23 protein-coding genes and 1 pseudogene are annotated in these 20,639 nt (G+C 59.3%); 17 read left to right on the forward strand and 7 right to left on the reverse strand.

What is annotated here, in order from left to right; translation table 11 throughout:
• The 3 genes and pseudogenes from KW839_RS06450 to KW839_RS06460 form a co-directional block, all read left to right on the forward strand.
• A pseudogene (locus tag KW839_RS06450) lies at nt 1-293 on the forward strand (phospholipase); the annotation flags it as partial.
• Nucleotides 293-1,555 (forward strand): sel1 repeat family protein, encoded by a 1,263-nt coding sequence (locus tag KW839_RS06455; RefSeq protein ID WP_218423761.1) that lies wholly within the window; start codon nt 293-295, stop codon nt 1,553-1,555. The pseudogene KW839_RS06450 and the gene KW839_RS06455, both read left to right, overlap by 1 nt.
• A gap of 100 nt (nt 1,556-1,655) precedes the next feature.
• Nucleotides 1,656-2,123: a hypothetical protein gene (locus KW839_RS06460; protein WP_218423762.1), complete on the forward strand. Its 468-nt coding sequence runs from the start codon at nt 1,656-1,658 to the stop codon at nt 2,121-2,123.
• A gap of 217 nt (nt 2,124-2,340) precedes the next feature.
• On the opposite strand, the gene KW839_RS06465 is transcribed toward KW839_RS06460, so the two are convergent.
• Both KW839_RS06465 and ppnN read right to left on the reverse strand, forming a co-directional pair.
• Entirely contained in the window at nt 2,341-2,814 is a 474-nt protein-coding gene (locus KW839_RS06465; RefSeq protein ID WP_218423763.1) for an NUDIX hydrolase, read from the reverse strand.
• Between the two features lie 76 nt (nt 2,815-2,890).
• Complete coding sequence (gene ppnN / locus KW839_RS06470) at nt 2,891-4,264, reverse strand: nucleotide 5'-monophosphate nucleosidase PpnN (protein ID WP_060541788.1); 1,374 nt, start codon at nt 4,262-4,264, stop codon at nt 2,891-2,893.
• A 217-nt stretch (nt 4,265-4,481) separates the two neighbouring features.
• On the opposite strand from ppnN, the gene KW839_RS06475 reads away from it, so the two are divergent.
• Complete coding sequence (locus tag KW839_RS06475) at nt 4,482-5,009, forward strand: DUF3087 family protein (RefSeq protein ID WP_060541787.1); 528 nt, start codon at nt 4,482-4,484, stop codon at nt 5,007-5,009.
• Nucleotides 5,010-5,029: 20 nt separating this feature from the next.
• Nucleotides 5,030-6,574, forward strand: coding sequence for a diguanylate cyclase (locus tag KW839_RS06480; protein WP_218423764.1), 1,545 nt, complete (start codon nt 5,030-5,032; stop codon nt 6,572-6,574).
• A 153-nt stretch (nt 6,575-6,727) separates the two neighbouring features.
• Here KW839_RS06480 and KW839_RS06485 read toward each other — a convergent pair whose 3' ends face one another.
• On the reverse strand, nt 6,728-7,102 hold the full coding sequence (locus tag KW839_RS06485; protein ID WP_218423765.1) for a DUF2784 domain-containing protein: 375 nt from the start codon (nt 7,100-7,102) through the stop codon (nt 6,728-6,730).
• Between the two features lie 48 nt (nt 7,103-7,150).
• Nucleotides 7,151-8,086, reverse strand: coding sequence for a sensor domain-containing diguanylate cyclase (locus KW839_RS06490; RefSeq protein ID WP_218423766.1), 936 nt, complete (start codon nt 8,084-8,086; stop codon nt 7,151-7,153).
• Between the two features lie 187 nt (nt 8,087-8,273).
• Between KW839_RS06490 and KW839_RS06495 the strand changes: the two genes are divergently transcribed.
• From KW839_RS06495 to KW839_RS06505, 3 genes are all read left to right on the forward strand, one after another.
• The gene (locus tag KW839_RS06495) at nt 8,274-8,972 is read left to right on the forward strand and encodes an AzlC family ABC transporter permease (RefSeq protein ID WP_060541783.1); all 699 of its coding nucleotides are present in this window, start codon (nt 8,274-8,276) and stop codon (nt 8,970-8,972) included.
• Nucleotides 8,972-9,283: an AzlD domain-containing protein gene (locus tag KW839_RS06500; protein ID WP_165557448.1), complete on the forward strand. Its 312-nt coding sequence runs from the start codon at nt 8,972-8,974 to the stop codon at nt 9,281-9,283. The genes KW839_RS06495 and KW839_RS06500 overlap by 1 nt, the downstream gene beginning before the upstream one ends.
• Nucleotides 9,284-9,349: 66 nt before the next feature.
• Nucleotides 9,350-9,496, forward strand: coding sequence for a hypothetical protein (locus KW839_RS06505; RefSeq protein ID WP_177336970.1), 147 nt, complete (start codon nt 9,350-9,352; stop codon nt 9,494-9,496).
• A gap of 114 nt (nt 9,497-9,610) precedes the next feature.
• On the opposite strand, the gene KW839_RS06510 is transcribed toward KW839_RS06505, so the two are convergent.
• Complete coding sequence (locus tag KW839_RS06510; RefSeq protein WP_060541798.1) at nt 9,611-9,886, reverse strand: hypothetical protein; 276 nt, start codon at nt 9,884-9,886, stop codon at nt 9,611-9,613.
• Between the two features lie 257 nt (nt 9,887-10,143).
• Nucleotides 10,144-10,827 carry an SOS response-associated peptidase family protein gene (locus tag KW839_RS06515; RefSeq protein WP_060541781.1) on the reverse strand — a complete coding sequence of 228 codons (684 nt, stop codon included), beginning with the start codon at nt 10,825-10,827 and terminating at the stop codon, nt 10,144-10,146.
• Between the two features lie 212 nt (nt 10,828-11,039).
• On the opposite strand from KW839_RS06515, the gene KW839_RS06520 reads away from it, so the two are divergent.
• Complete coding sequence (locus tag KW839_RS06520; RefSeq protein WP_218423767.1) at nt 11,040-11,939, forward strand: polysaccharide deacetylase family protein; 900 nt, start codon at nt 11,040-11,042, stop codon at nt 11,937-11,939.
• A gap of 121 nt (nt 11,940-12,060) precedes the next feature.
• Nucleotides 12,061-12,300, forward strand: coding sequence for a DUF1652 domain-containing protein (locus KW839_RS06525; protein ID WP_218423768.1), 240 nt, complete (start codon nt 12,061-12,063; stop codon nt 12,298-12,300).
• A gap of 28 nt (nt 12,301-12,328) precedes the next feature.
• Here the strand turns inward: KW839_RS06525 and KW839_RS06530 are convergent, their stop codons facing one another.
• Nucleotides 12,329-13,213, reverse strand: coding sequence for a LysR family transcriptional regulator (locus tag KW839_RS06530; protein WP_060541778.1), 885 nt, complete (start codon nt 13,211-13,213; stop codon nt 12,329-12,331).
• Nucleotides 13,214-13,340: 127 nt separating this feature from the next.
• Between KW839_RS06530 and KW839_RS06535 the strand changes: the two genes are divergently transcribed.
• The 7 genes from KW839_RS06535 (at nt 13,341) to benC (ending at nt 20,066) form a co-directional block, all read left to right on the forward strand.
• Nucleotides 13,341-14,489 (forward strand): muconate cycloisomerase family protein, encoded by a 1,149-nt coding sequence (locus tag KW839_RS06535; RefSeq protein WP_218424096.1) that lies wholly within the window; start codon nt 13,341-13,343, stop codon nt 14,487-14,489.
• Between the two features lie 10 nt (nt 14,490-14,499).
• Nucleotides 14,500-14,790, forward strand: a complete 291-nt coding sequence (catC, locus tag KW839_RS06540) for a muconolactone Delta-isomerase (RefSeq protein ID WP_060541777.1) — start codon at nt 14,500-14,502, stop codon at nt 14,788-14,790.
• Between the two features lie 52 nt (nt 14,791-14,842).
• Nucleotides 14,843-15,772, forward strand: a complete 930-nt coding sequence (gene catA / locus KW839_RS06545; RefSeq protein ID WP_218423769.1) for a catechol 1,2-dioxygenase — start codon at nt 14,843-14,845, stop codon at nt 15,770-15,772.
• A 171-nt stretch (nt 15,773-15,943) separates the two neighbouring features.
• Nucleotides 15,944-16,903, forward strand: a complete 960-nt coding sequence (locus KW839_RS06550; protein ID WP_305733658.1) for an AraC family transcriptional regulator — start codon at nt 15,944-15,946, stop codon at nt 16,901-16,903.
• Nucleotides 16,904-17,192: 289 nt separating this feature from the next.
• Nucleotides 17,193-18,557 (forward strand): benzoate 1,2-dioxygenase large subunit, encoded by a 1,365-nt coding sequence (gene benA, locus KW839_RS06555; protein ID WP_218423770.1) that lies wholly within the window; start codon nt 17,193-17,195, stop codon nt 18,555-18,557.
• Nucleotides 18,554-19,042 (forward strand): benzoate 1,2-dioxygenase small subunit, encoded by a 489-nt coding sequence (benB, locus tag KW839_RS06560; RefSeq protein ID WP_060541772.1) that lies wholly within the window; start codon nt 18,554-18,556, stop codon nt 19,040-19,042. The genes benA and benB overlap by 4 nt, the downstream gene beginning before the upstream one ends.
• A gap of 10 nt (nt 19,043-19,052) precedes the next feature.
• The gene (gene benC, locus KW839_RS06565; RefSeq protein WP_218423771.1) at nt 19,053-20,066 is read left to right on the forward strand and encodes a benzoate 1,2-dioxygenase electron transfer component BenC; all 1,014 of its coding nucleotides are present in this window, start codon (nt 19,053-19,055) and stop codon (nt 20,064-20,066) included.
• The last annotated feature ends 573 nt before the right edge of the window (nt 20,067-20,639 follow it).

Below are 20,639 nucleotides of genomic sequence, written 5' to 3' on the forward strand. Positions count from 1 at the left end.
TCGATGACGTGTTCACCACCCATGGCTCGGCCAACATCAATACCCGCAGCATGCAGGTGGACAGTGAGCTGAATATTGCCCATGAGTGGATGAGTGTGACCCAGGCAATGCGGCGGCGGTTGTGGGATCTGCATACGGATGGGAGGGGGGGGCAGGAGGATGCGGGCAAGGCATTCAAGGCTTGGCAGGGGATCATCAAAAAAAACAAAGAGCATCAAAACGGCGAGGCAGCGCCCTACGCCCCCCTCGTCGAATTTTTCTACGGCAAGGCCAAGCTGTGGGACCTCGACTGATGCGCCGTTTTCTCTTGCTCACCTGCCTGCTGTTGGCGGCTTGCGATAGCCGCAGCACCTTTAACTATCTGAAGAAGGATCCTCATGTGAAACCTCTGACGGAAATCAAAGCCAATCTGGCCTTCACCTGTGCCCACGAAAATATCCCGGAAGCCAGTGCTGAAACCGACGTGCTGTTCCACTACGCCCGCTGGTTGCAGAAAAACAATCAGCTCATACCGGACAAAACTGTCGATGTCGAAATCGAGCGGTTGTATCGGATTGCCGCCGAAAATGCTCATTACAAAGCCAACATCAACCTGCAAAACGGGTCGATGCGCCAACGGTTCCAGTTGCGTGGCGCCGAACATCTGCGCTTGAGTCAAAAACTGATGGATGCTGGTGTGGCCACAGGTTACTACTTTGTGGGGATCTTTCTTCAGCAGGGTTCGGCCGGCCTCAAGCAGGATCCGGAGATGGCATTACGTTACTTTCGTAAAGCTGCCGATCAAGGCAATGCCCAGGCCCAGTACGATGTGGGTAACAAGTTAGCGCCAAAGAGCATTGCCCCCTCTATTGCCCGGCAGATGCGCAGATGCGCTGCCGAACAGGGCCACGGCGAAGCGGCTACAGAATTAGGCGTCCATCTTCAAACCAAGGGGCAGTATCAAGAAGCGCTCGAAGCATTCCAGCTCGGAGTGGCGGCTGGAGATGAGACTTCAGCCGGTTTTATGGAGGAGGGATTTCGCGGTCCAGAACCTACAAATGAATTGCACTACCTCGGTCAAAAGGAAGATCTGGAACGCGCCGAACGCTACGAAAAAATCTGGAAAGTGCTCTCTGGCTACTCCTATGCCAACCCCAAAGTCCCCGAAATTAACGAAATCCTCCCGCTGCCACCGGCCAAACTCCCAGCCTGGGACGGCAAGCTGCAATGGCTCGAAGAGCGCCTCGCAAACGTCCCGCCAGAAAAGCCCAGCGAAGCGCTGATCCAGCAACTGGCCAAGGCCAAACTCCTCGACCCCACTTCCGGTCGACCGCTACCAGCATCTCCCGATTTCATCCGGGAGCCTTACCGCAAGCTGACCTGCAACAGCGGTCAAGCCTGCCCGCAATCCGGCTATTGGAAAGCGGAAGGCATCGTCGACGAGATCCGACGTTTCGAGAAAGGCGAAATCATGCCGACATTGAACGTCCGGCGTAGCCATAGCCGTTTCCTGCTCGCCGATCGTATTACCGTCGCAGAGGAAAACATCGAATGGATATTGTTCGGCGAAGCCTGAGCATTTCTGATCCGATGATCAGTCGAGGCGCTCGGCGGTTGGTCGGTAGCAAGAGCCTGACAAATCAATGCCAATTCCGGCATCTGCAAGGAGCAGCACAATGACCAAACTTAAAACAGGCAAAATAAACGAAGAGTTTGAGGCCGACCCACAAGGAGCGGAAACGACAACAGACGATTGCTATGTTCAAGTGGACCAGGAAGGTAATGTCCTCAGTGCCCAAGTCTGTGGCAGCGTGGTGGAGAAGGTAGAGGGTGGCATAAAAGTCACTCACCCCGATGGGTCAATAGTGTACCGGCAAGACGGGGGAAATATCAGGATCGAGAATTTGATCCCCAAATCAGTAGGGATCGAGGATTTATCCGAAATTGAGTCGTTTGCGATGCGCACTGTGAATGGAATGCGTATTTATCGCGTGAATTATGTTGGCGGGGGTTATGTCGAGGTGACGTATTCAAAAGAGGGTCAAGTGATTGGCCTTATCGGTTACAACATCGAGCAAACCATCAGCAAGGACAATGAAATTCTGGTTCGCCAAGGAAAATCGGCCAGCGGTCAGGTGCATTGATTCGCTGTAGGAGCGAGCTAGTTAGCGAGGCGTTCAAGGACGCCGCGCGTAGTCAGAATGTCCGCGTCATCGTTAACCATCATCGCGAGCCTGCTCGCTCCTACAGTTGATCTGTGCCACCCACAAAATCTGCGAACAGCCCCGTCCCCCTGTAGGAGCGAGCACGCTCGCGAAAAACCCGAGAGCGCTGCGGGCATCCAGAATGCCCACGTCATCGTTAACCGCCATCGCGAGCCTGCTCGCTCCTACAGGCAGAGCTTTCCAGCATCTCGATCAACCTCTCCGGCCAAACCGTTTCGCCCGTTTCCCGCAACTCATTCACCGACCACCATTTATGATCCGCCATCACCCGCGCTTCATCGGTCGTCCATCCCGCTCGGGACAGTTTCTCGCCGTTGGTATGAACCACGAAATAGCGCTCAACGGAGAGTACGGTTTCGCCACTGGGCAGCATCATCTCGAAGCTGCGCTGGGCAACGCTGACGCCCACATCCGCGAAGCGCAAACCGGTCTCTTCAAACAGTTCCCGGATCGCTGCCGCCTCATAGGTTTCGTCTTGTTCAAGACCGCCACCGGGTGTGGCCCAATAGTCACGGCCGTCGAGGGCATCGCCTTTATGCTGGAAGTGAAACAGCAAAACCTGTTTCGCAGGGTTGATCACCAGTAGCCTGGCGGAATTGCGTTGGCGCATTTTTTCTCTCCATAGAGTGCCGCGAACCGCAGTTTTCACTGCGGCTCGCGACGGTAAAGCTCATCCCTTTGTGGGTTTACGCAACCACCCGATAACACGGCACATACGCCGCGCCACCCGGCAATTTCATCCGATGCTGGGCCACAAATGCCTTAAGCAGCTGATCCAGCGGCTGCATGATCGCGGCATCCCCACGGATCTGATACGGCCCGTGTTCCTCGATCAGGCGGATGCCCTTGTCCTTGACGTTGCCGGCGACGATGCCGGAGAACGCGCGGCGCAGGTTGGCGGCCAGTTCGTGGGCGGGCAGGTCACGGCTCAGTTTCAGGTTGGCCATGTTCTCGTGGGTCGGATCGAACGGGCGCTGGAAGCCTTCGTCGATTTTCAACAGCCAGTTGAAGTGGAAGGCGTCGGCGCGCTCGCGGCGGAATTGCTTGACCTCCTTGAGGCCCTGGGTCATCTGGCGGGCGACTTCGGTCGGGTTGTCGATGATGATCTGGTAGTGCTGCTTGGCGCCATCGCCCAGGGTGGCGCCGACGAACGCGTCAAGCTGTTCCAGGTACGGCGCGGCATGTTTAGGCCCGGTGAGAATGACCGGGAAGGGCAGGCCCTGATTGTCCGGGTGCATCAGGATGCCGAGCAGGTACAGGAACTCTTCGGCCGTGCCGGCGCCGCCCGGGAAAATGATGATGCCGTGGCCGACGCGCACGAAGGCTTCCAGGCGCTTTTCGATGTCCGGCAGGATCACCAGTTCGTTGACGATCGGGTTTGGCGCTTCGGCGGCGATGATCCCAGGTTCCGTCAGGCCCAGGTAGCGACCACCGTGGATGCGCTGCTTGGCATGGGCGATGGTGGCGCCTTTCATCGGGCCTTTCATCACGCCGGGGCCGCAACCGGTGCAGATGTCCAGGCTGCGCAGGCCCAGTTCGTGGCCGACTTTCTTGGTGTATTTGTATTCTTCGGTGTTGATCGAGTGGCCGCCCCAGCACACCACGATCTTCGGCTCGACACCGGGGCGCAGGGTGCGGGCGTTGCGCAGCAGGTGGAAAACGTAGTCACTGATGCCCTGGGAGGTGCTCAGGTCGATGCGCTGGCTGTCGAGTTCGTTTTCGGTGTAGACGATGTCACGCAAGGCGCTGAACAGCATTTCCCGGGTGCTGGCGATCATTTCGCCGTCGACGAAGGCGTCGGCCGGGGCGTTCAGCAGTTCCAGGCGTACGCCGCGGTCTTGCTGGTGGATGCGGATTTCAAAGTCTTTGTAGGCTTCAAGGATGGTTTTGGCGTTGTCGACGTGGGCGCCGGTGTTGAGGATGGCCAGGGCGCATTGGCGGAAGATGTCGTAGGTGCTGCCGGAACCGGCTTCGCTCAGTTGCTGGACTTCGCGTTGGGACAGTGTTTCCAGGCTGCCTTTAGGGCTGACCGAGGCGTTGATTACTTGTCGTTGGGTCATTCAATGATCCTTAAAACGATGGCATTCGCGCAAAACCAGCGAATGACACCCGAATAGTATGTATCCATGAAAGAAGATGGCACGAACTGCGGGGTCTCGCCACGTCCTCCCTTTGACGATGAAAGGATGAAAAGGAGCCCCAGCATAGCTAAATCCCCCGCAGAGGCGATAATGCCCCCGCAGTCTTTTTGTCTACGACCCAAGGAATCCCGACGTAATGTTCGAAATCCAGCCGATGAACGCCGACACCTATCGGCAACAGACACGGCGCAGCACAGTGATTATTGCCCTGATCTTTCTGGCCCTGGCCATGTTCCTGTCGACCGCCGCCGTGGCCTTGTTCGGCGAACCCGGGGGTGACAACCTGCGATTCAACGTCGGTGGCGTGTTTGTGGCGGTGCTGGTGATGGCGGCATTGATGCGCAAAGTGTTCTGGACGCAGGCATGGATGGCGCCGGCGGTGTACAACTGGCAGCTCAAGCGCAGCCTGATGAGTGTTACCAATGTGATGCATCATGTGACCAGCGCTGTGGAGGCCGGCGATCCGATCGCCGTTAAGGTGCTACGGTTCTATCATCTGGGCTTGAATCAGATGCATGAACTGGACGGCAACTCCAGCGACCACAGCCAGTTGATCCGTGAAATGGACCAGCACAAGGCGCGGATGCAAGCGCTGGGCATCGACACGCAGCAGACGCGCCTGGATCCGGCCTGGCTGGAAGCGCTCAAGCGAACATCGCGGTAACAGAACTTCAGGGACCAACCATGGGGCAGCCGGCGATCATCGATCAAATTGACACACTCCGCTCTGGCGTGAACCGGCTCAAGATCCGTTCTGCGGTGAGCCTGTTGGTCGCGGTTTGCCTTTCGATGACGGCTATCCTGATCTGGGAAGCCTGGACCGCGCGCCAGTACCATCTGCATGACAAGGAAGTGGCGATGTCCAACCTTGCGCAGACCCTGGCCTCACAGGCTCAGGCGACGATCAAGCAGGCGGATACGTTGCTGTTTGCCCTGGTCGACCGCCTGGAGCATGACGGTGTCGATCCGGTCCGCCTGCCACGTTTGCTCGCCGCCGAGCGCGGTGAACTCAGCCAGCTCCATGGCCTGTTCGTGCTGGACGAAAAAGGGCAATGGGTCGCCAACTCCAACGGCGCCGAACAGACCGGTCTGAACAACTCCGACCGCGAGTACTTTATCTACCACCGCGATAATCCCGGGCGTGGGCCGCACATCGGGCCAACGATCAAGAGTCGTTCCAGCGGCGAGTGGGTCATGACGGTGTCGCGCCGGGTCAATCATCCCGATGGCAGTTTTGCCGGGGTGGCGCTGGCCACCATTTACCTCAGCCATTTCCTGCAGCTCTACGACAGCATCGATATCGGCCGTAACGGCGTGATCAACCTGATCGCCGACGACGCCACCATCGTCATACGCCGTCCGTTCAATGAGGCGGAGATCGGCACCAGCCTTGCCAAGAGCCCTTTGTTTCTCCAATTGCTGCCCAAGGCTGACGCCGGGACGGCGACGATAAAGTCGATCCTCGACGGGGTCGAACGGGTGGTGGGGTATCGCCGGGTCGAGAACTATCCGCTGATCGTATTCGTCGCGATCAACAAGGAGGAATCTCTGGATGGCTGGCGCAAGCAGGCCCTGCTCAGCGCAGGCATCGTCGCGTTGTTGCTGACCTTTGTGGGCATGCTGGGTTATCGACTGATCAACCTGATGAGGCAGCAGAATCTGGTTCAAGTCGAGTTGCTCGACACCCAGGAGCAACTACTGGAAGTCAATCGCAATCTCGAGCGGCTGGCGCTCAATGATGCCCTCACGGGCTTGGCCAACCGGCGCCAGTTCGATGTGTTTATCGAGGCGGAACTGGGTCGCGCCCATCGCAACCAGGCAGGCCTCGCGCTGCTGATGATCGATGTCGATCATTTCAAGGCTTTTAACGACCACCAGGGTCACCTGGCGGGTGACGAGTGTCTGCGCAACATCAGTGCGATCATCACCGACAACATCAAGCGTCCCACAGATCTGGCGGCGCGCTACGGTGGCGAAGAATTTGCCGTGGTGCTGCCCGGCACCGATTACGTCGGGGCGTTTCTGGTGGCGGAAAAAATCCGTCGCGCGGTGATGCAGGTGGCCATTGCCCACGGCGAAAGCCCCGAAGGCATTGTCACCGTCAGCCTGGGTGTGTGCGCCTGTGAACCGAACTCGGAGCTGCGGCCCGAGGACCTGATCGGTGCGGCGGACAAGGCGCTGTATGTGGCCAAGGCCAGCGGACGCAATATGAGTGTGATTGCCAACTGACGACAGGGCCTGCAGACCCCGCCCTGCACCAACCGGGCCGCTCACGCCAACCTTTGTGGGAGCTGGCCTGCCGGCGATGGCGCCCGAGTGTTCGATGCAAGGTCCAGGCTAATCCCTGACGAGCCAGCGCCTACAAAGGATGGGCCTGCCGAGTCAGCGCATTCGGCGCAGCTTCATCCGCTGGAACAACCAAAGATAAACCACCCCGTTTATCATCAGCACCACAGCCCCCAGGCCAAGCTGCATGCTCGGCGTCAGCCCCGTCGGGTAGATCACCGGCCAGACGTAATGCTCGATGAACCCACCTGCGTAACCGGTCTGTTCGGCCCCATGGCGCATGTTGTTTTCCCAGTCCGTCAGCGGGCAGGGCAGGTGAAAGAACTCCACCGCCATGCCCCAGGCCGCCGCAGGCACATGCCAGTACGGCACTGACCGCCATTTCAGTGCCAGCAGCCCGCCAAACAGCACGAACACAATGAACAACAAATGGAACAGCACCAGCCCATCGGCGGCGAGTCGGTAGAGCATGTCGGTACCTGAGGTAACCTGCCAGTCAGTCCATGGTACGCGGGCGGCTCATTCACGAAAATCAGTAAACTCGGCGCGCATCCGCCCGTTGTGTTTGGCCTTGTAGAGCAACTGGTCGACCTGCTCGATGAACTCCAGCGGTGTGGCATGCATCGAGGCCGTGGTGGTGCCGACTCCCAGGCTGACGCTCAGCAGGTTCGACACCGCAGAAAACTCATGGGGGATCTGCTGCTGGCGAATCAGGTGCAGGCATTTGTGGGCCACCAGCCTGGCGGACTCGGCATCGGTTTCCGGGAGCAGCCAGACGAATTCTTCGCCGCCGATACGGGCGATGAAATCCCGTGGCCGATTGGCTGCCAGCGACAGGGTTTGCGCCACCTGGCGCAGGCATTCGTCACCCTTGATGTGGCCGTAATGGTCGTTGTATTGCTTGAAATAATCGATATCCAGCATCAGCAACGAGAGGGCCGAACCGGTGCGCTGTGCGGCGTTCCACTCGCGTTCCAGCACGGTGTCGAACATGCGTCGGTTGGCGATACCGGTCAGGCCATCCTGGAAGGAATATTCTTCAAGTTGCTTTTGCAGGCGCAGCAAATGCTCTTCGGTTTTCTTGCGCTCACTGATGTCGAACATGAAGCCCACCAGTGCCTCAACCTCACCATCCTTGCGCAGCACGTGCACCACGTCGCGAATCCACACGTATTCGCCTTTGTCCGTCAGCGCCCGGTAGTCGGCTTCGTGATCGACTCCCGCCCGGGACTGGGAAACGCAGAAGTCGACGACATAATTGCGATCATCAGGGTGCATGCGTTCGACCCAGTCGTTGACCGAGGCCCAACTGTCCTGCTTCCAGCCCAGCAATTGCTCGATCTGCGGCCCGATGTAGCTGAATGTCATGGTTTTCCAGTCGATGCGCCAAGGAATCGCCTGGGTTGATTCGAGCAGGGTTTTGTAGACGTCGCTATCCGTTTCGATTGAGCTCATGAAATACCTGGCCTCGAAGAAAAGTGCAGCGCCATCATGTTGCTACCACCGCAGTGTTTCAAGCGGGCAGCCGATGAATGGCACAGTCTTGGAGGCCGGATCGTCGAGGCAAATTTCGCAAGAATGTGCATGCGTTTGGCCGCGACTGCTGGCACAGTCTGGCTTTTTTCCCTGTATGTAGAATGCTATGTCCGAATTACATCTGCCGCGCACTGCGTTTCTTCGCGGTGCCGTGGCGATCATGCCGCTGTCCCTGGCCACCGCGCCCTGGGGGCTGCTGGCCGGTTCCATGGCCATCGAGGCCAATCTCACGCCCCTGCAAGGTCAGGGCTTGTCCAGTATCGTGTTTGCCGGGGCCGCGCAACTGGTGGCCATCGGCATGCTCAAGGGCGGGGCCGGGATCTTTTCGATTCTGCTGACCACCTTGCTGCTGACCTCCCAGCACTTGCTCTACGGGATGAGCCTGCGCTCGGTCATTTCGCCGCTGCCGGGCCGCTGGCGCGCAGGGCTGGGGTTCTTGCTCACCGATGAACTGTTCGCCTTGACCAGCCAACATGACAAGCAACAGTTCAACCGCTGGTACGCCCTGGGCGTCGGCCTGACGTTCTACATCGCCTGGAATCTTTTTACCCTGGCCGGCATCGTGCTCGGCAGCAGCATTCCAGGCCTTGAACACCTGGGCCTGGACTTCTCCATCGCGGCAACTTTCATCGCCCTGATTACCCCGGTGGTACGCAACGTACCGACGGTGATCTGTGTGGCGGTTTCGCTGTTCTGCTCGGTGCTGTTCAGCTATTGGCAATGGGGGTCGGCCCTGGTGCTCTCAGGGTTGGCGGGCATGACCGCGGGTTTTATCTGCAACAAATTCCAGGGTGGACGCGCATGATGGTTTGGGCAGTGATTATCGGCATGGGCGTGTTGGTGTTTCTCAACCGCTATGTGTTCCTCGAACCCAGGTTGCCACTGCGCCTGAGCAGCAATGCCCGGCAGTTTCTCGGTTTTGCCGTGCCGGGCATGCTCACCGCGATCTGCGGGCCGATCGTGTTCATGCCGGAAAAACAACTTAACCTGCAATGGGACAACCCTTACCTGATCAGCTCGCTGGTGGCTGTGGGGTTAGTGCTTTATACCCGCAACACTTTGCTCAGCATGTTGTTAAGCATGGGGTTTTTCTTTTTGCTGCGCTGGTGGCTTTGAACCGGGGGCGGGAAACTGTTCTACGCTTGAAGGCAAGACAGATCCCTTTTAGCAAGAGAGGTGAACATGGCCAACGAGCCCAAACATTCCGATCCGGAAGAGGACGCGGACGAACCTACGCAAGAAGAGATCGAACGGCAGAAGCGTTCGGTACCGGACTGGAAACATCCAGACGACGGGACTGAGTTGTCAGAACCGGACCGTAAGTTCTGAGCGCCTGAAAAACGACAAAGCCCCTCATCGAGCGTAATCGCTGTTCACTTAAGCAGGGTCACACACTTGTGGCGAGGCGGCTTGCCCCCTTGCCACAAGGCGTGTCGATATTGATCACCCTTGCTCCAGGCACTCTGGAAATTCGGGGTGGGTTGCACGATACCCCAGGGTCTTGTCGATCCAGGCATTCAACTCATTGACCATTACCGGCGGTTTACCAGGGTAGGTTTCAAGGGTTGAAGCGAGGATTTCATTGATCCCGGGAATGGATCGAAGATTGCGGGTTTTGATGTATTGCCCGATAAAGCAGTCGAGTTGGTAATGTTCTGTCTTTGTGAGATAGGCATAGGCCAGACTCGCGGCTTGATTATTTGTAAAATCGTCGCGCAATTGAGTTTTTCTCTGCAAGGCTTGTTGTTATAGGATTTCCTTGGTCGCTGACTCTTCGGTCACCTGGTTGTCGGAAATGCGGCGCGAATGCTAGCTGTAGTTTTTGTAAATGTATCTATTGCCACGACAGAGTCTGACAAGCGGTTAATGCCGCAAAAATGAGTGTTAACCGGGCGAAACACTAGTTGTGACTGGTATGTACTAAACCTTTAATGCAAGTTGTTATTTATGACTGCTTTGGCGTTCTGGTTGATTGTTCAAGCGACTGTTCGCTCGATCAGCGCCGGGCCCTGGTTCCGGACGTTGCCAATCGCCTTGTCGACCTGATACCACTCGAACACCTCGCTCGCCTCGCCCTGGAACAGCAGCATTTGCTCGGCGCGCTCACTTGACGTCGCAGGATCGAGCCATTCGCGCGCCAGTTCAGCCGACAGCACCACTGGCCGCCGGTCATGCACATCAAGCAGGCCACCAGCGCTGTCAGCGGTGATGATGACGAAGCCATCGTGCTCCCGTGGCGGTAAACCATCGAGCGGGAACTGACCGATCGCGGCACAGAACACGGGTCCCTTGTCTCGCCGCCGGATCAGCCAGGGCTGCTTTGTGGCATCGCCGGCATCGACCCACTCAAACCAGTTATCGACCGGGCAGATCGCGCGGTGTGGCCAGATCGCCTTGAAGTAGGGCCCGTGGGCCACTTTCTCGACCCGGGCATTGATCGGCGCTGCACGATCTTTCGCCCAATGCGGTCGCCAGCCCCAGCGCACTGAGTCGGCGTGCAGGCGCTCGTTCTCCACGTGCAGCAGGGCAAGTTGCATGGTGGGCGCGGCGTTGTAGCGCGCCAACGGTTCATTACCGATGTGGTTGATCATTGCATCGGGGATGCTCAGCGCCGCGACGAAATCGTGGATGCCCCGATATTGCGAGAGTCGTCCGCACATTGCCTGACACCCTTGTTATGAAACACCGACCGGAGTTTTGAGCTTAGTTGCATGGGCTAAAATCGGCACCCCTCCCACTTACAGGGCAAGCACCGGAACAAAACCCCGTGTACCTTATCCAACCTGCGCCCGCAGGCAATGCGGGTCTACAACGGATGAACCGGCAAAGATTTTTTTTGCTGTCGAGCATCAGGTCTGGCCCAAGGCAAAACATGAATAAGTTGTACAAGTTTTTAATCGCGAGCGTGATGGCAGCCGGACTGCTGGGTTGTATCGCGGCCCCCATTGAAATGACGCCGCAGACCGAACAGCGTTTGCGCGCACAACCACCGATCCGCTTTTTGCTGACCTTCGATGACGGTCCCAGCGCCTCGAGTTGGTGGAATCCGACCGAGACCGTGCTCGACAGCCTGGCGCGCAATCCGCTGCAACCGGACATCAAGGCCGTGTTCTTCGTGCAGACCCGCGCGTCCCGGGCCGGGGGCAGTGAAATCGGGCAGGGCATCATGCGTCGCGAACAGGCCGAAGGGCACATTCTGGGTTTCCACACTGCCACACCCGGTCATACCAATCATCGCTCCCTCGACCCGCAGGAACTGGAGCAGGCCCTCACCGAAGGCTGCGCCGACATCGCGGCGATCAGCGGTACGCCTGCGGTGCTGCTGCGCCCGCCATTCTGGAACTACGACAAACGCACCTTCGCCGCCTATCAGCAGCATGGCCTGCACGTGTTACTGACCGACTTGAGTGCCAATGACGGCAAGATCTGGGGCTTCAATGCCAGCCCCCGCAGGCGCTCGCACATGCTGCGCTCGATGTCTGAAGTACGCGAGCGCATTGCCCGAGGCGAACTGCCGGTGGTCGACGGGGTGATTCCGGTAGTCGTGACCTTTCACGACCTCAACCGCTATACCGCCCGGCATACCCGCGAGTACCTGCAGATACTCCTCGACAGTGCCCGGGCCAGCGGCGTGAAAATCGCAGACAAGCCTTTTTACGACGATCGGGACGCCTTGTTGCGGGCGGCATTGGCACGCACCGTGCGCGATGCTTCACAACCGGTGCAGTTGCCAGGGCTGTGGAACTGGATCTGGGGCCGCAACGCCCATTGAAAAACCTTGGAAATGCGAGGCAGCTAACACTAATTGCCAATGATCACTGGCGCAAAAAACCCAAAGTGTATCTATTCTGAAACGGATCAAGATTGACCTGTCACCGCCCGAGGCACCGGCCATGATCCCGATTTCAGTCCTTTGCAGTATCGTCGAGTCAGGTTTTCAGCCGCTGTCCTGTGAGTGCACGGAAAGCCACGGACTCCTGCGAATCGAGGTATTTGACGCTGTTACCGGGCGGGTCGAGTTGTTGCTCGACGGCGTTTCGATAGAGCAACTGACCAGTGTGCGCGCCATCTCCGACTTCGTGGGTGAGTTGCGCACCGAGATGAGCGCCGGGCGCCGGGCGTTTGCCGGATAGGTCAGCGCTTTACCTCGGGCAGGTGCCATCAGTCGCGGGGCAGCAGTTCATCGATCATCCGCAAGCAATGATTCAAACCTGGTGACACATCACCCACCCGTCGGCTGAGGATGATCGGCGAGGTCGCGTTGTCTTCCAGCAACGGCGTGAAACCAATGTCGTCGCGGTGCAGCAATTGCACTGAAGCCGGAACCAGGGTGACGCCAATGCCTGCTCCCACCAGCCCGATCGCCGTTTGCAACTCGTTGGTCCACTGCGCCACATGGATGCTCACCCCATAGGACTCGAACAGCGCGATCACGTGGTCGGCGTAGCTGGGTCGCGGGTTGCCGGGGTAGAGCACAAAGGGCTCTTTGGCCAGGTCGCGCAAGCTGATGGGTCCAGCGAGCAAGGGATGACCGGCAGGCAGGGCGGCCACCAGGCGGTCTTCGGTCAGGACGGTCTGGACGATCGCCGGATCGTCGATGCGGATTCGCCCGAAGCCGATATCGATGCGTCCAGCCTTGAGCGCCTGCACCTGCTGCAGCGTGGTCATTTCCGAGAGCCCCAGCTCCAGCTCCAAAGGCTCGCCACTGCGCAGGCGACGAATCAGTTCCGGCAGCACGCCATACAGTGTCGACGGCGCAAAACCGATGCCCAGCCAGGTTTTTTCTCCCTGGCCGATGCGCCGCGTGTTGTCGCAGACCTTGCTCAGTTGTTCGAGCAGGGCAGTGGAGTGTTCATGGAAAAACCGTCCGGCGTCGGTCAGCTTCAACGGCCGCCCCCGTTCAAGCAGCACGACCCCGAGTTCATCTTCAAGTTGCTGGATCTGCCGGCTCAGCGGCGGCTGGGCGATGTGCAGCAGTTCGGCGGCGCGGGTGAAGTTGAGGGTTTGGGCCAATACCTGAAAATACCGCAGGTGACGCAGTTCCATGGTGCCTCCGCTGCTCGATCAGTTGCATACCTTTAAGGTATTGAGTCAGACCAATTCTATATTGGCTTCGCGAAAAAAGCCGTACGAGAATCGATTCCAGAACTTCAAGAACCTGACGGGTATCGAAATGCTTGCAACTGCCATTGAATCGATCGAGACGATCATCGTCGATCTGCCGACCATCCGCCCGCACAAGTTGGCGATGCACACCATGCAGAACCAGACCCTGGTGATCATTCGCGTGCGTTGCGCCGACGGCATCGAAGGCATCGGTGAATCCACCACCATCGGTGGCCTGGCCTATGGCAACGAGAGCCCGGACAGCATCAAGACCAACATCGACACGCACTTCACGCCATTACTGCTCGGCCAGGACAGCGGCAACGTCAACGCCGCCATGTTGCGTCTGGAGCGCAGTATCCGTGGCAATACCTTCGCCAAATCCGGCATTGAAACCGCGTTGCTCGACGCCCAGGGCAAGCGCCTTGGCCTGCCGGTCAGCGAATTGCTGGGTGGCCGCGTGCGTGATGCGCTGCCCGTGGCCTGGACCCTGGCCAGCGGCGATACCGCAAAGGACATCGCCGAAGCGGAAAAAATGCTCGAGCTGCGCCGCCACCGTATCTTCAAACTGAAAATCGGTGCCGGTGAAGTCAACCGCGACCTGGCCCACGTCATTGCGATCAAGAAAGCCCTGGGCGATCGTGCCAGCGTGCGGGTCGACGTCAATCAGGCGTGGGACGAAGCGGTTGCACTGCGGGCCTGCCGGATCCTCGGCACCAACGGCATCGACCTGATCGAACAGCCGATCTCGCGCAACAACCGCAGCGGCATGGCGCGCCTGAATGCCATGAGCCCGGCACCGATCATGGCCGACGAGTCCATCGAGTGCGTGGAAGATGCGTTCAACCTGGCCCGTGAAGGTGCAGCGTCGGTGTTCGCCCTGAAGATCGCCAAGAACGGTGGCCCGCGCGCGGTACTGCGCACCGCCGCCATCGCCGAGGCGGCCGGTATCGGCCTGTACGGCGGCACCATGCTTGAAGGCGGGATCGGCACCATGGCCTCGGCCCATGCCTTTGTCACCCTGAACAAACTGGCCTGGGACACCGAACTGTTCGGCCCGCTGCTGCTGACCGAAGACATTCTCAGTGAACCGCTGGTGTATCGCGATTTTGAACTGCACGTGCCGACAACACCGGGTCTGGGCCTGAACCTGGATGAAGAGCGCCTGGCGTTTTTCCGCCGCGACAAAACATCCACTGCCATTCATCAAGCCTGAGGAGAGCATTATGCTGTTCCACGTAAAAATGACCGTGAACCTGCCGGTCGATATGAATCCTGAAGCGGCGGCCAAACTGAAGGCCGACGAAAAAGCCCTTGCCCAGCGCCTGCAAGAGCAGGGCAAGTGGCGCCACCTGTGGCGCATCGCCGGGCACTATGCCAACTACAGCGTGTTCGATGTCGACAGCGTTCAGGAGTTGCACGACCTGCTGATGCAATTGCCACTGTTTCCGTACATGGCCATCGAGATCGACGCCCTGTGCCGGCATCCTTCTTCCATCCGTGACGATGACCGCTGAACCTGGCCTGTTCAGCTCGATACGCCAATAATTACAAGATGAGGAACCCCTGATGAACGTAAAGATTTCCCACACTGCCGAAGTCCAGAAATTTCTCGAAGAGGCCAGCGGCCTGCACAACGACGCCGGCAGCCCACGCACCAAGGCCCTGGTCTACCGCATCCTGCGTGATTCGGTGAATATCATCGAAGACCTGGCCGTGACCCCGGAAGAATTCTGGAAAGCCGTGAACTACCTCAACGTGCTGGGTGCACGTCAGGAGGCGGGCCTGGTGGTGGCCGGGCTGGGCCTGGAACATTACCTCGACCTGCTGATGGACGCTGAAGACGAGCAGGCCGGCAAATCCGGCGGCACCCCGCGTACTATCGAAGGCCCGCTGTACGTGGCCGGTGCACCGCTGTCCCAAGGCGAAGCACGTCTGGATGACGGCGTCGATCCGGGTGTGACGCTGTTCATGCAAGGCCGCGTGTTCAACACCGCTGGCGAACCGCTGGCTGGCGCCGTGGTAGACGTGTGGCACGCCAACACCGGTGGTACCTACTCGTACTTCGATCCCACCCAATCGGAATTCAACCTGCGTCGCCGTATCGTCACCGACGCCGAAGGCCGTTATCGTTTTCGCAGCATCGTGCCGTCGGGCTACGGCTGCCCACCGGACGGTCCGACCCAGCAACTGCTCGATCAACTGGGCCGTCACGGCCAGCGTCCGGCGCACGTGCACTTCTTCATTTCGGCAGCGGACCATCGCCATCTGACCACCCAGATCAACCTGGATGGTGACCAGTACCTGCACGACGACTTTGCCTACGCTACCCGTGACGAGCTGATCGCCAAAATCACCTTCAGCGATGATCAACAGCGTGCAGCAGCCCACGGCGTGAGCGGTCGGTTTGCCGAAATCGAGTTCGACTTCACCCTGCAGTCCACCGGCCAGCCTGAAGAACAGCAACGCCACGAACGGGTCCGCGCACTCGAGGACTGATCACCCCCGACTCCTGTAGGAGCGAGCCTGCTCGCGATGGACGTCAACGATGACGCCGGGAGCCTGATGCCCCGCGGCGTTCTCAAGTCCATCGCGAGCAGGCTCGCTCCTACAGGTGTTTCGGCTCTAGAATGGACCGACGCAACCTATAACAACAACGAGAGTGACCCGATGATGCAAGCGCAACTATTGAGTCAGCGCAGCAGAGTATTCGACCATGCCGACCCCTACGCGGTGTCCGGCTATGTCAATCAGCACGTCGGCAATCACTGCATTCTCATGCCCCGTACGGGACGGCCGCTGGCCAGTCTCGACCATCGCAAGTTCGCCAGCCTCGATCTGTGCCGCATCAGCTACGGCGCCAGTGTGCGGGTGACTTCGGGCGCGCTGGAGAACATCTATCACCTGCAGGTGCTGCTGCGTGGCAACTGCCTGTGGCGCGGGCACGGCCAGGAGCATTACTTCGCCCCCGGTGAGCTGCTGTTGATCAACCCCGACGATCCGGTGGACCTGACGTACTCCGACGATTGCGAAAAATTCATCCTCAAAGTCCCCACGCACTTGTTCGAAGCCGTCTGCGACGAGCAGCGCTGGCATTATCCGGGGCAGGGCGTGAGGTTCCTCGAGAACCGCTACCAGCTCAATGAACTGGAAGGCTTCGTCAACCTGCTGGCAATGATCTGCCAGGAAGCCGAGGCTGCCGAACAGATCCCCAGGGTGCAGGAGCACTACACGCAAATCATCGTCAGCAAGATGCTCAGCCTGATGAAAACCAATGTCAGCCGTTTCAGTCCCGGTTCACAGGCCTCGACTTTCCAAGCGCTTGCCGACTACATCGCGTGTAATCTCAAGCAGGACATCGACAGCGAAGAACTGGCGCGCCAGGCCAGCATGAGCCTGCGCTCGTTGTATGGCCTGTTCGAGCGCAATGCCGGCCTGACGCCGAAAAACTACCTGCGCCACAAACGCCTGGAACGCATCCACGCCTGCCTCAGCGACCCGACCTGCAACGTGCGCAACGTCACTGAAGTGGCGATGGACTACGGCTTCCTGCACCTGGGCCGCTTCTCCGACAGCTACCGCAAACAGTTCGGCGAGTTGCCGTCCGATACCCTCAAGCGTCGGCACTGACAACCGTTGTCATGCATTACTTTTGATGTTGTCTGAATCGACGCCTTCGCGAGCAAGCCCGCTCCCACATACTCGCGTTGGTGTATTAAAGATCCGTGGCCCACAGAAAAACCAATGTGGGAGCGGGCCTGCTCGCGAAGAGGCCGGCACATTCAACATTGATGTTGCACTGACTCAACGCCAACCCCCTGCACAAAACGGATAAAGGTCTGCACCCCGCGGATACTCCCCCTCATTGCCCCGTCCTAGCATGACCCCTGCCTGAACAATAACAATGGAGGCGGCGGCCATGACCCTGCGACCCGAATATCTTCATTCCCTGCTTGAAGACGATCCCGAACAAGGCATCTATCGCTGCAAGCGCGAGATGTTCACCGACCCGCGCCTGTTCGATCTGGAGATGCAACACATCTTCGAAGGCAACTGGCTCTATCTGGCCCACGAAAGCCAGATCCCCAACATCAACGATTTCTACACCACCACCATGGGGCGCCAGTCGATCTTCATCGCGCGCAACAAGGAGGGTGTGCTCAACGCTTTCATCAACGCGTGCAGCCATCGCGGCGCAACCCTGTGCCGGCACAAGTCCGGCAACAAGAGCTCGTACACCTGCCCGTTCCACGGCTGGACCTTCAACAACTCCGGCAAACTGCTCAAGGTCAAGGACCCGGCCCAGGCGGGTTACCCGGCGAGTTTCAACTGCGAAGGCTCCCACGACCTGACTCGGGTCGCGCGTTTCGAGTCCTATCGCGGTTTCCTGTTTGGCAGCCTGAAGGCCGACGTCTTGCCGCTGGTCGAGCACTTGGGCGAGTCGGCGAAGATCATCGACATGATCGTCGACCAGTCCGCCGACGGTCTGGAAGTGCTGCGCGGATCCTCCAGCTACATCTACGAAGGCAACTGGAAGCTCACCGCCGAGAACGGCGCCGACGGCTATCACGTCAGCTCCGTGCACTGGAACTATGCGGCCACGCAAAACCAGCGCAAGCAACGCGAGGCTGGTGACAGCAACCCGACCATGAGCGCCGGTAGCTGGGCCAAGCAGGGTGGTGGATTCTACTCCTTCGACAAGGGCCACATGCTGCTCTGGACCCGTTGGGCCAACCCCGAAGACCGCCCGCTGTACGAACGTCGCGACGAGCTGGCCCAGGACTTCGGCAAGGCCCGCGCCGACTGGATGATCGAGAACTCGCGCAACCTGTGCCTGTATCCCAACGTGTACCTGATGGACCAGTTCAGCTCGCAGATCCGTATCGCCCGGCCAATCTCGGTCAACCGCACCGAAATCACCATCTATTGCATCGCCCCGAAAGGTGAGAGCGACCATGCCCGTTCCAGCCGCATTCGCCAGTACGAGGATTTTTTCAACGTCAGCGGCATGGCCACGCCGGACGACCTGGAGGAGTTTCGCTCCTGCCAGACCAGCTACCAGGGCAGCGTCACCACCTGGAACGACATGTCCCGTGGTGCAGAACACTGGATCGACGGTGCAGACGAAGCCGCCAAAGAGATCGACCTGCACCCGCTGCTCAGCGGTGTGCGTACCGAAGACGAAGGTCTGTTCGTGCTGCAACACAAGTATTGGCAGCAGACCATGCTCAAGGCCCTGGCCGCAGAGCAGTGCGCACTGATTGCCGTGGAGGCCGTGCAATGACCATCACCTACGACAGTGTGCGCGACTTCCTCTACCGCGAGGCGCGCTACCTCGACGATCGCCAGTGGGACCAATGGCTGGAACTGTACGCCCCGGACGCGACCTTCTGGATGCCATCCTGGGACGACAACGATGAGTTGACCGAGGACCCGCAGCGGGAGATCTCGCTGATCTGGTACGGCAACCGCACCGGCCTCGAAGACCGCGTATTCCGTATCAAGACCGAGCGCTCCAGCGCCAGCGTGCCGGACACCCGCACCTCCCACAACATCAGCAACATCGAGCTGCTCGAACAGGCAGACGGGCTGTGCAAGGTGCGCTTCAACTGGCACACCCTGAGCTTTCGCTACAAGACCGTCGACAGCTATTTCGGCAGCAGTTTCTACACCCTTGATGTGCGCGGTGAAAACCCGTTGATCAAGGCCAAGAAAGTGATCCTGAAGAACGACTACGTTCGCCAGGTCATTGATGTCTACCACCTGTGAGGCGCCCGTCATGACTCATTCCATCGCATTCAGTTTTGAAGACGGCGTCACCCGTTTCATCGACGCCCATGCCGGCGAAACCGTGGCCGATGCCGCCTATCGCCAGGGCATCAATATTCCCCTGGACTGCCGCGACGGCGCCTGCGGCACCTGCAAGTGTTTCGCCGAGGCCGGGCGCTACGATCTGGGCGAGGACTACATCGAAGACGCCCTCAGCCCTGAAGAAGCTGAACAGGGTTTCGTCCTGACCTGCCAGATGCGCGCCCGCAGTGATTGTGTGGTGCGAGTGCCGGCGTCCTCGGATGTCTGCCGCACCCGTCAGGCCAGCTACGACGCCACCATCAGTGCGGTGCGCCAGTTGTCCGACAGCACCATCGCGCTGTCGATCAAGGGCGATGCGTTGAGCAAGCTGGCGTTCCTGCCGGGGCAATACGTGAACCTGGGCATTCCCGGCAGCGAGCAGACCCGCGCCTACTCGTTCAGCTCGTTGCAGCGCGACGGCGAGGTCAGTTTCCTGATTCGCAACGTGCCCGGCGGCCTGATGAGCAGCTTCCTCACCGGCATGGCCAAGGCCGGCGACAGCATGAGCCTGGCAGGCCCCCTGGGCAGCTTCTATCTGCGCGATATCCGCAGGCCGCTGTTGTTGCTGGCCGGTGGCACGGGGCTGGCACCTTTCACGGCAATGCTGGAAAAGATCGCCGAACAGGGCAGTGAGCATCCGCTGCACCTGATCTATGGCGTGACCCACGACTTCGACCTGGTGCAACTCGACCGCCTCGAAGCCTTCGCCGCGCGCATCCCCAACTTCAGTTTCAGCGCCTGCGTGGCCAGCCCCCAGAGCCGGCATCCACTCAAGGGTTATGTGACCCAGCACATCGAGCCCGGGCATTTGCACGATGGCGACGTCGACGTCTACCTGTGCGGCCCGCCGCCGATGGTCGAGGCGGTCAGCCAGTTCATCCGTGAGCAAGGCATTGCGCCGGCGAACTTCTACTACGAGAAATTCGCCGCCAGCGCGGCTTGAAACGAGCCAGTGTGGGGCGGGGGTACTCGCGAAGATCCTGGAACATTCAGCGTTGATGTCGTTTGTAAGTGCGCTTTCGCGAGCAAGCCCGCTCCCACAGTTGATGGGTGGTGACCGCGGTTTCTGCGCACGACGCAGCTCCAGTGTGGGAGCGGGCTTGCCCGCGAAGAGGCCGGAACATTCAGCGTTGATGTCGTTTGTAAGTGCGCTTTCGCGAGCAAGCCCGCTCCCACAGTTGATGGGCGGTGACCGCGTTTTCTGCGCACGACGCAGCTCCAATGTGGGAGCGGGCTTGCCCGCGAAGAGGCCGGAACATTCAGCGTTGATGTCGTTTGTAAGTGCGCTTTCGCGAGCAAGCCCGCTCCCACAGTTGATGGGCGGTGACCGCGTTTTCTGCGCACGCCGCAGCTCCAATGTGGGAGCGGGCTTGCCCGCGAAGAGGCCGGAACATTCAGCGTTGATGTGGTTTGTAAGTGCGCTTTCGCGAGCAAGCCCGCTCCCACAGTTGATGGGCGGTGACCGCGTTTTCTGCGCACGCCGCAGCTCCAATGTGGGAGCGGGCTTGCCCGCGAA

The organism is Pseudomonas sp. PDM31 (assembly GCF_019218965.1).
Lineage (GTDB): Bacteria > Pseudomonadota > Gammaproteobacteria > Pseudomonadales > Pseudomonadaceae > Aquipseudomonas.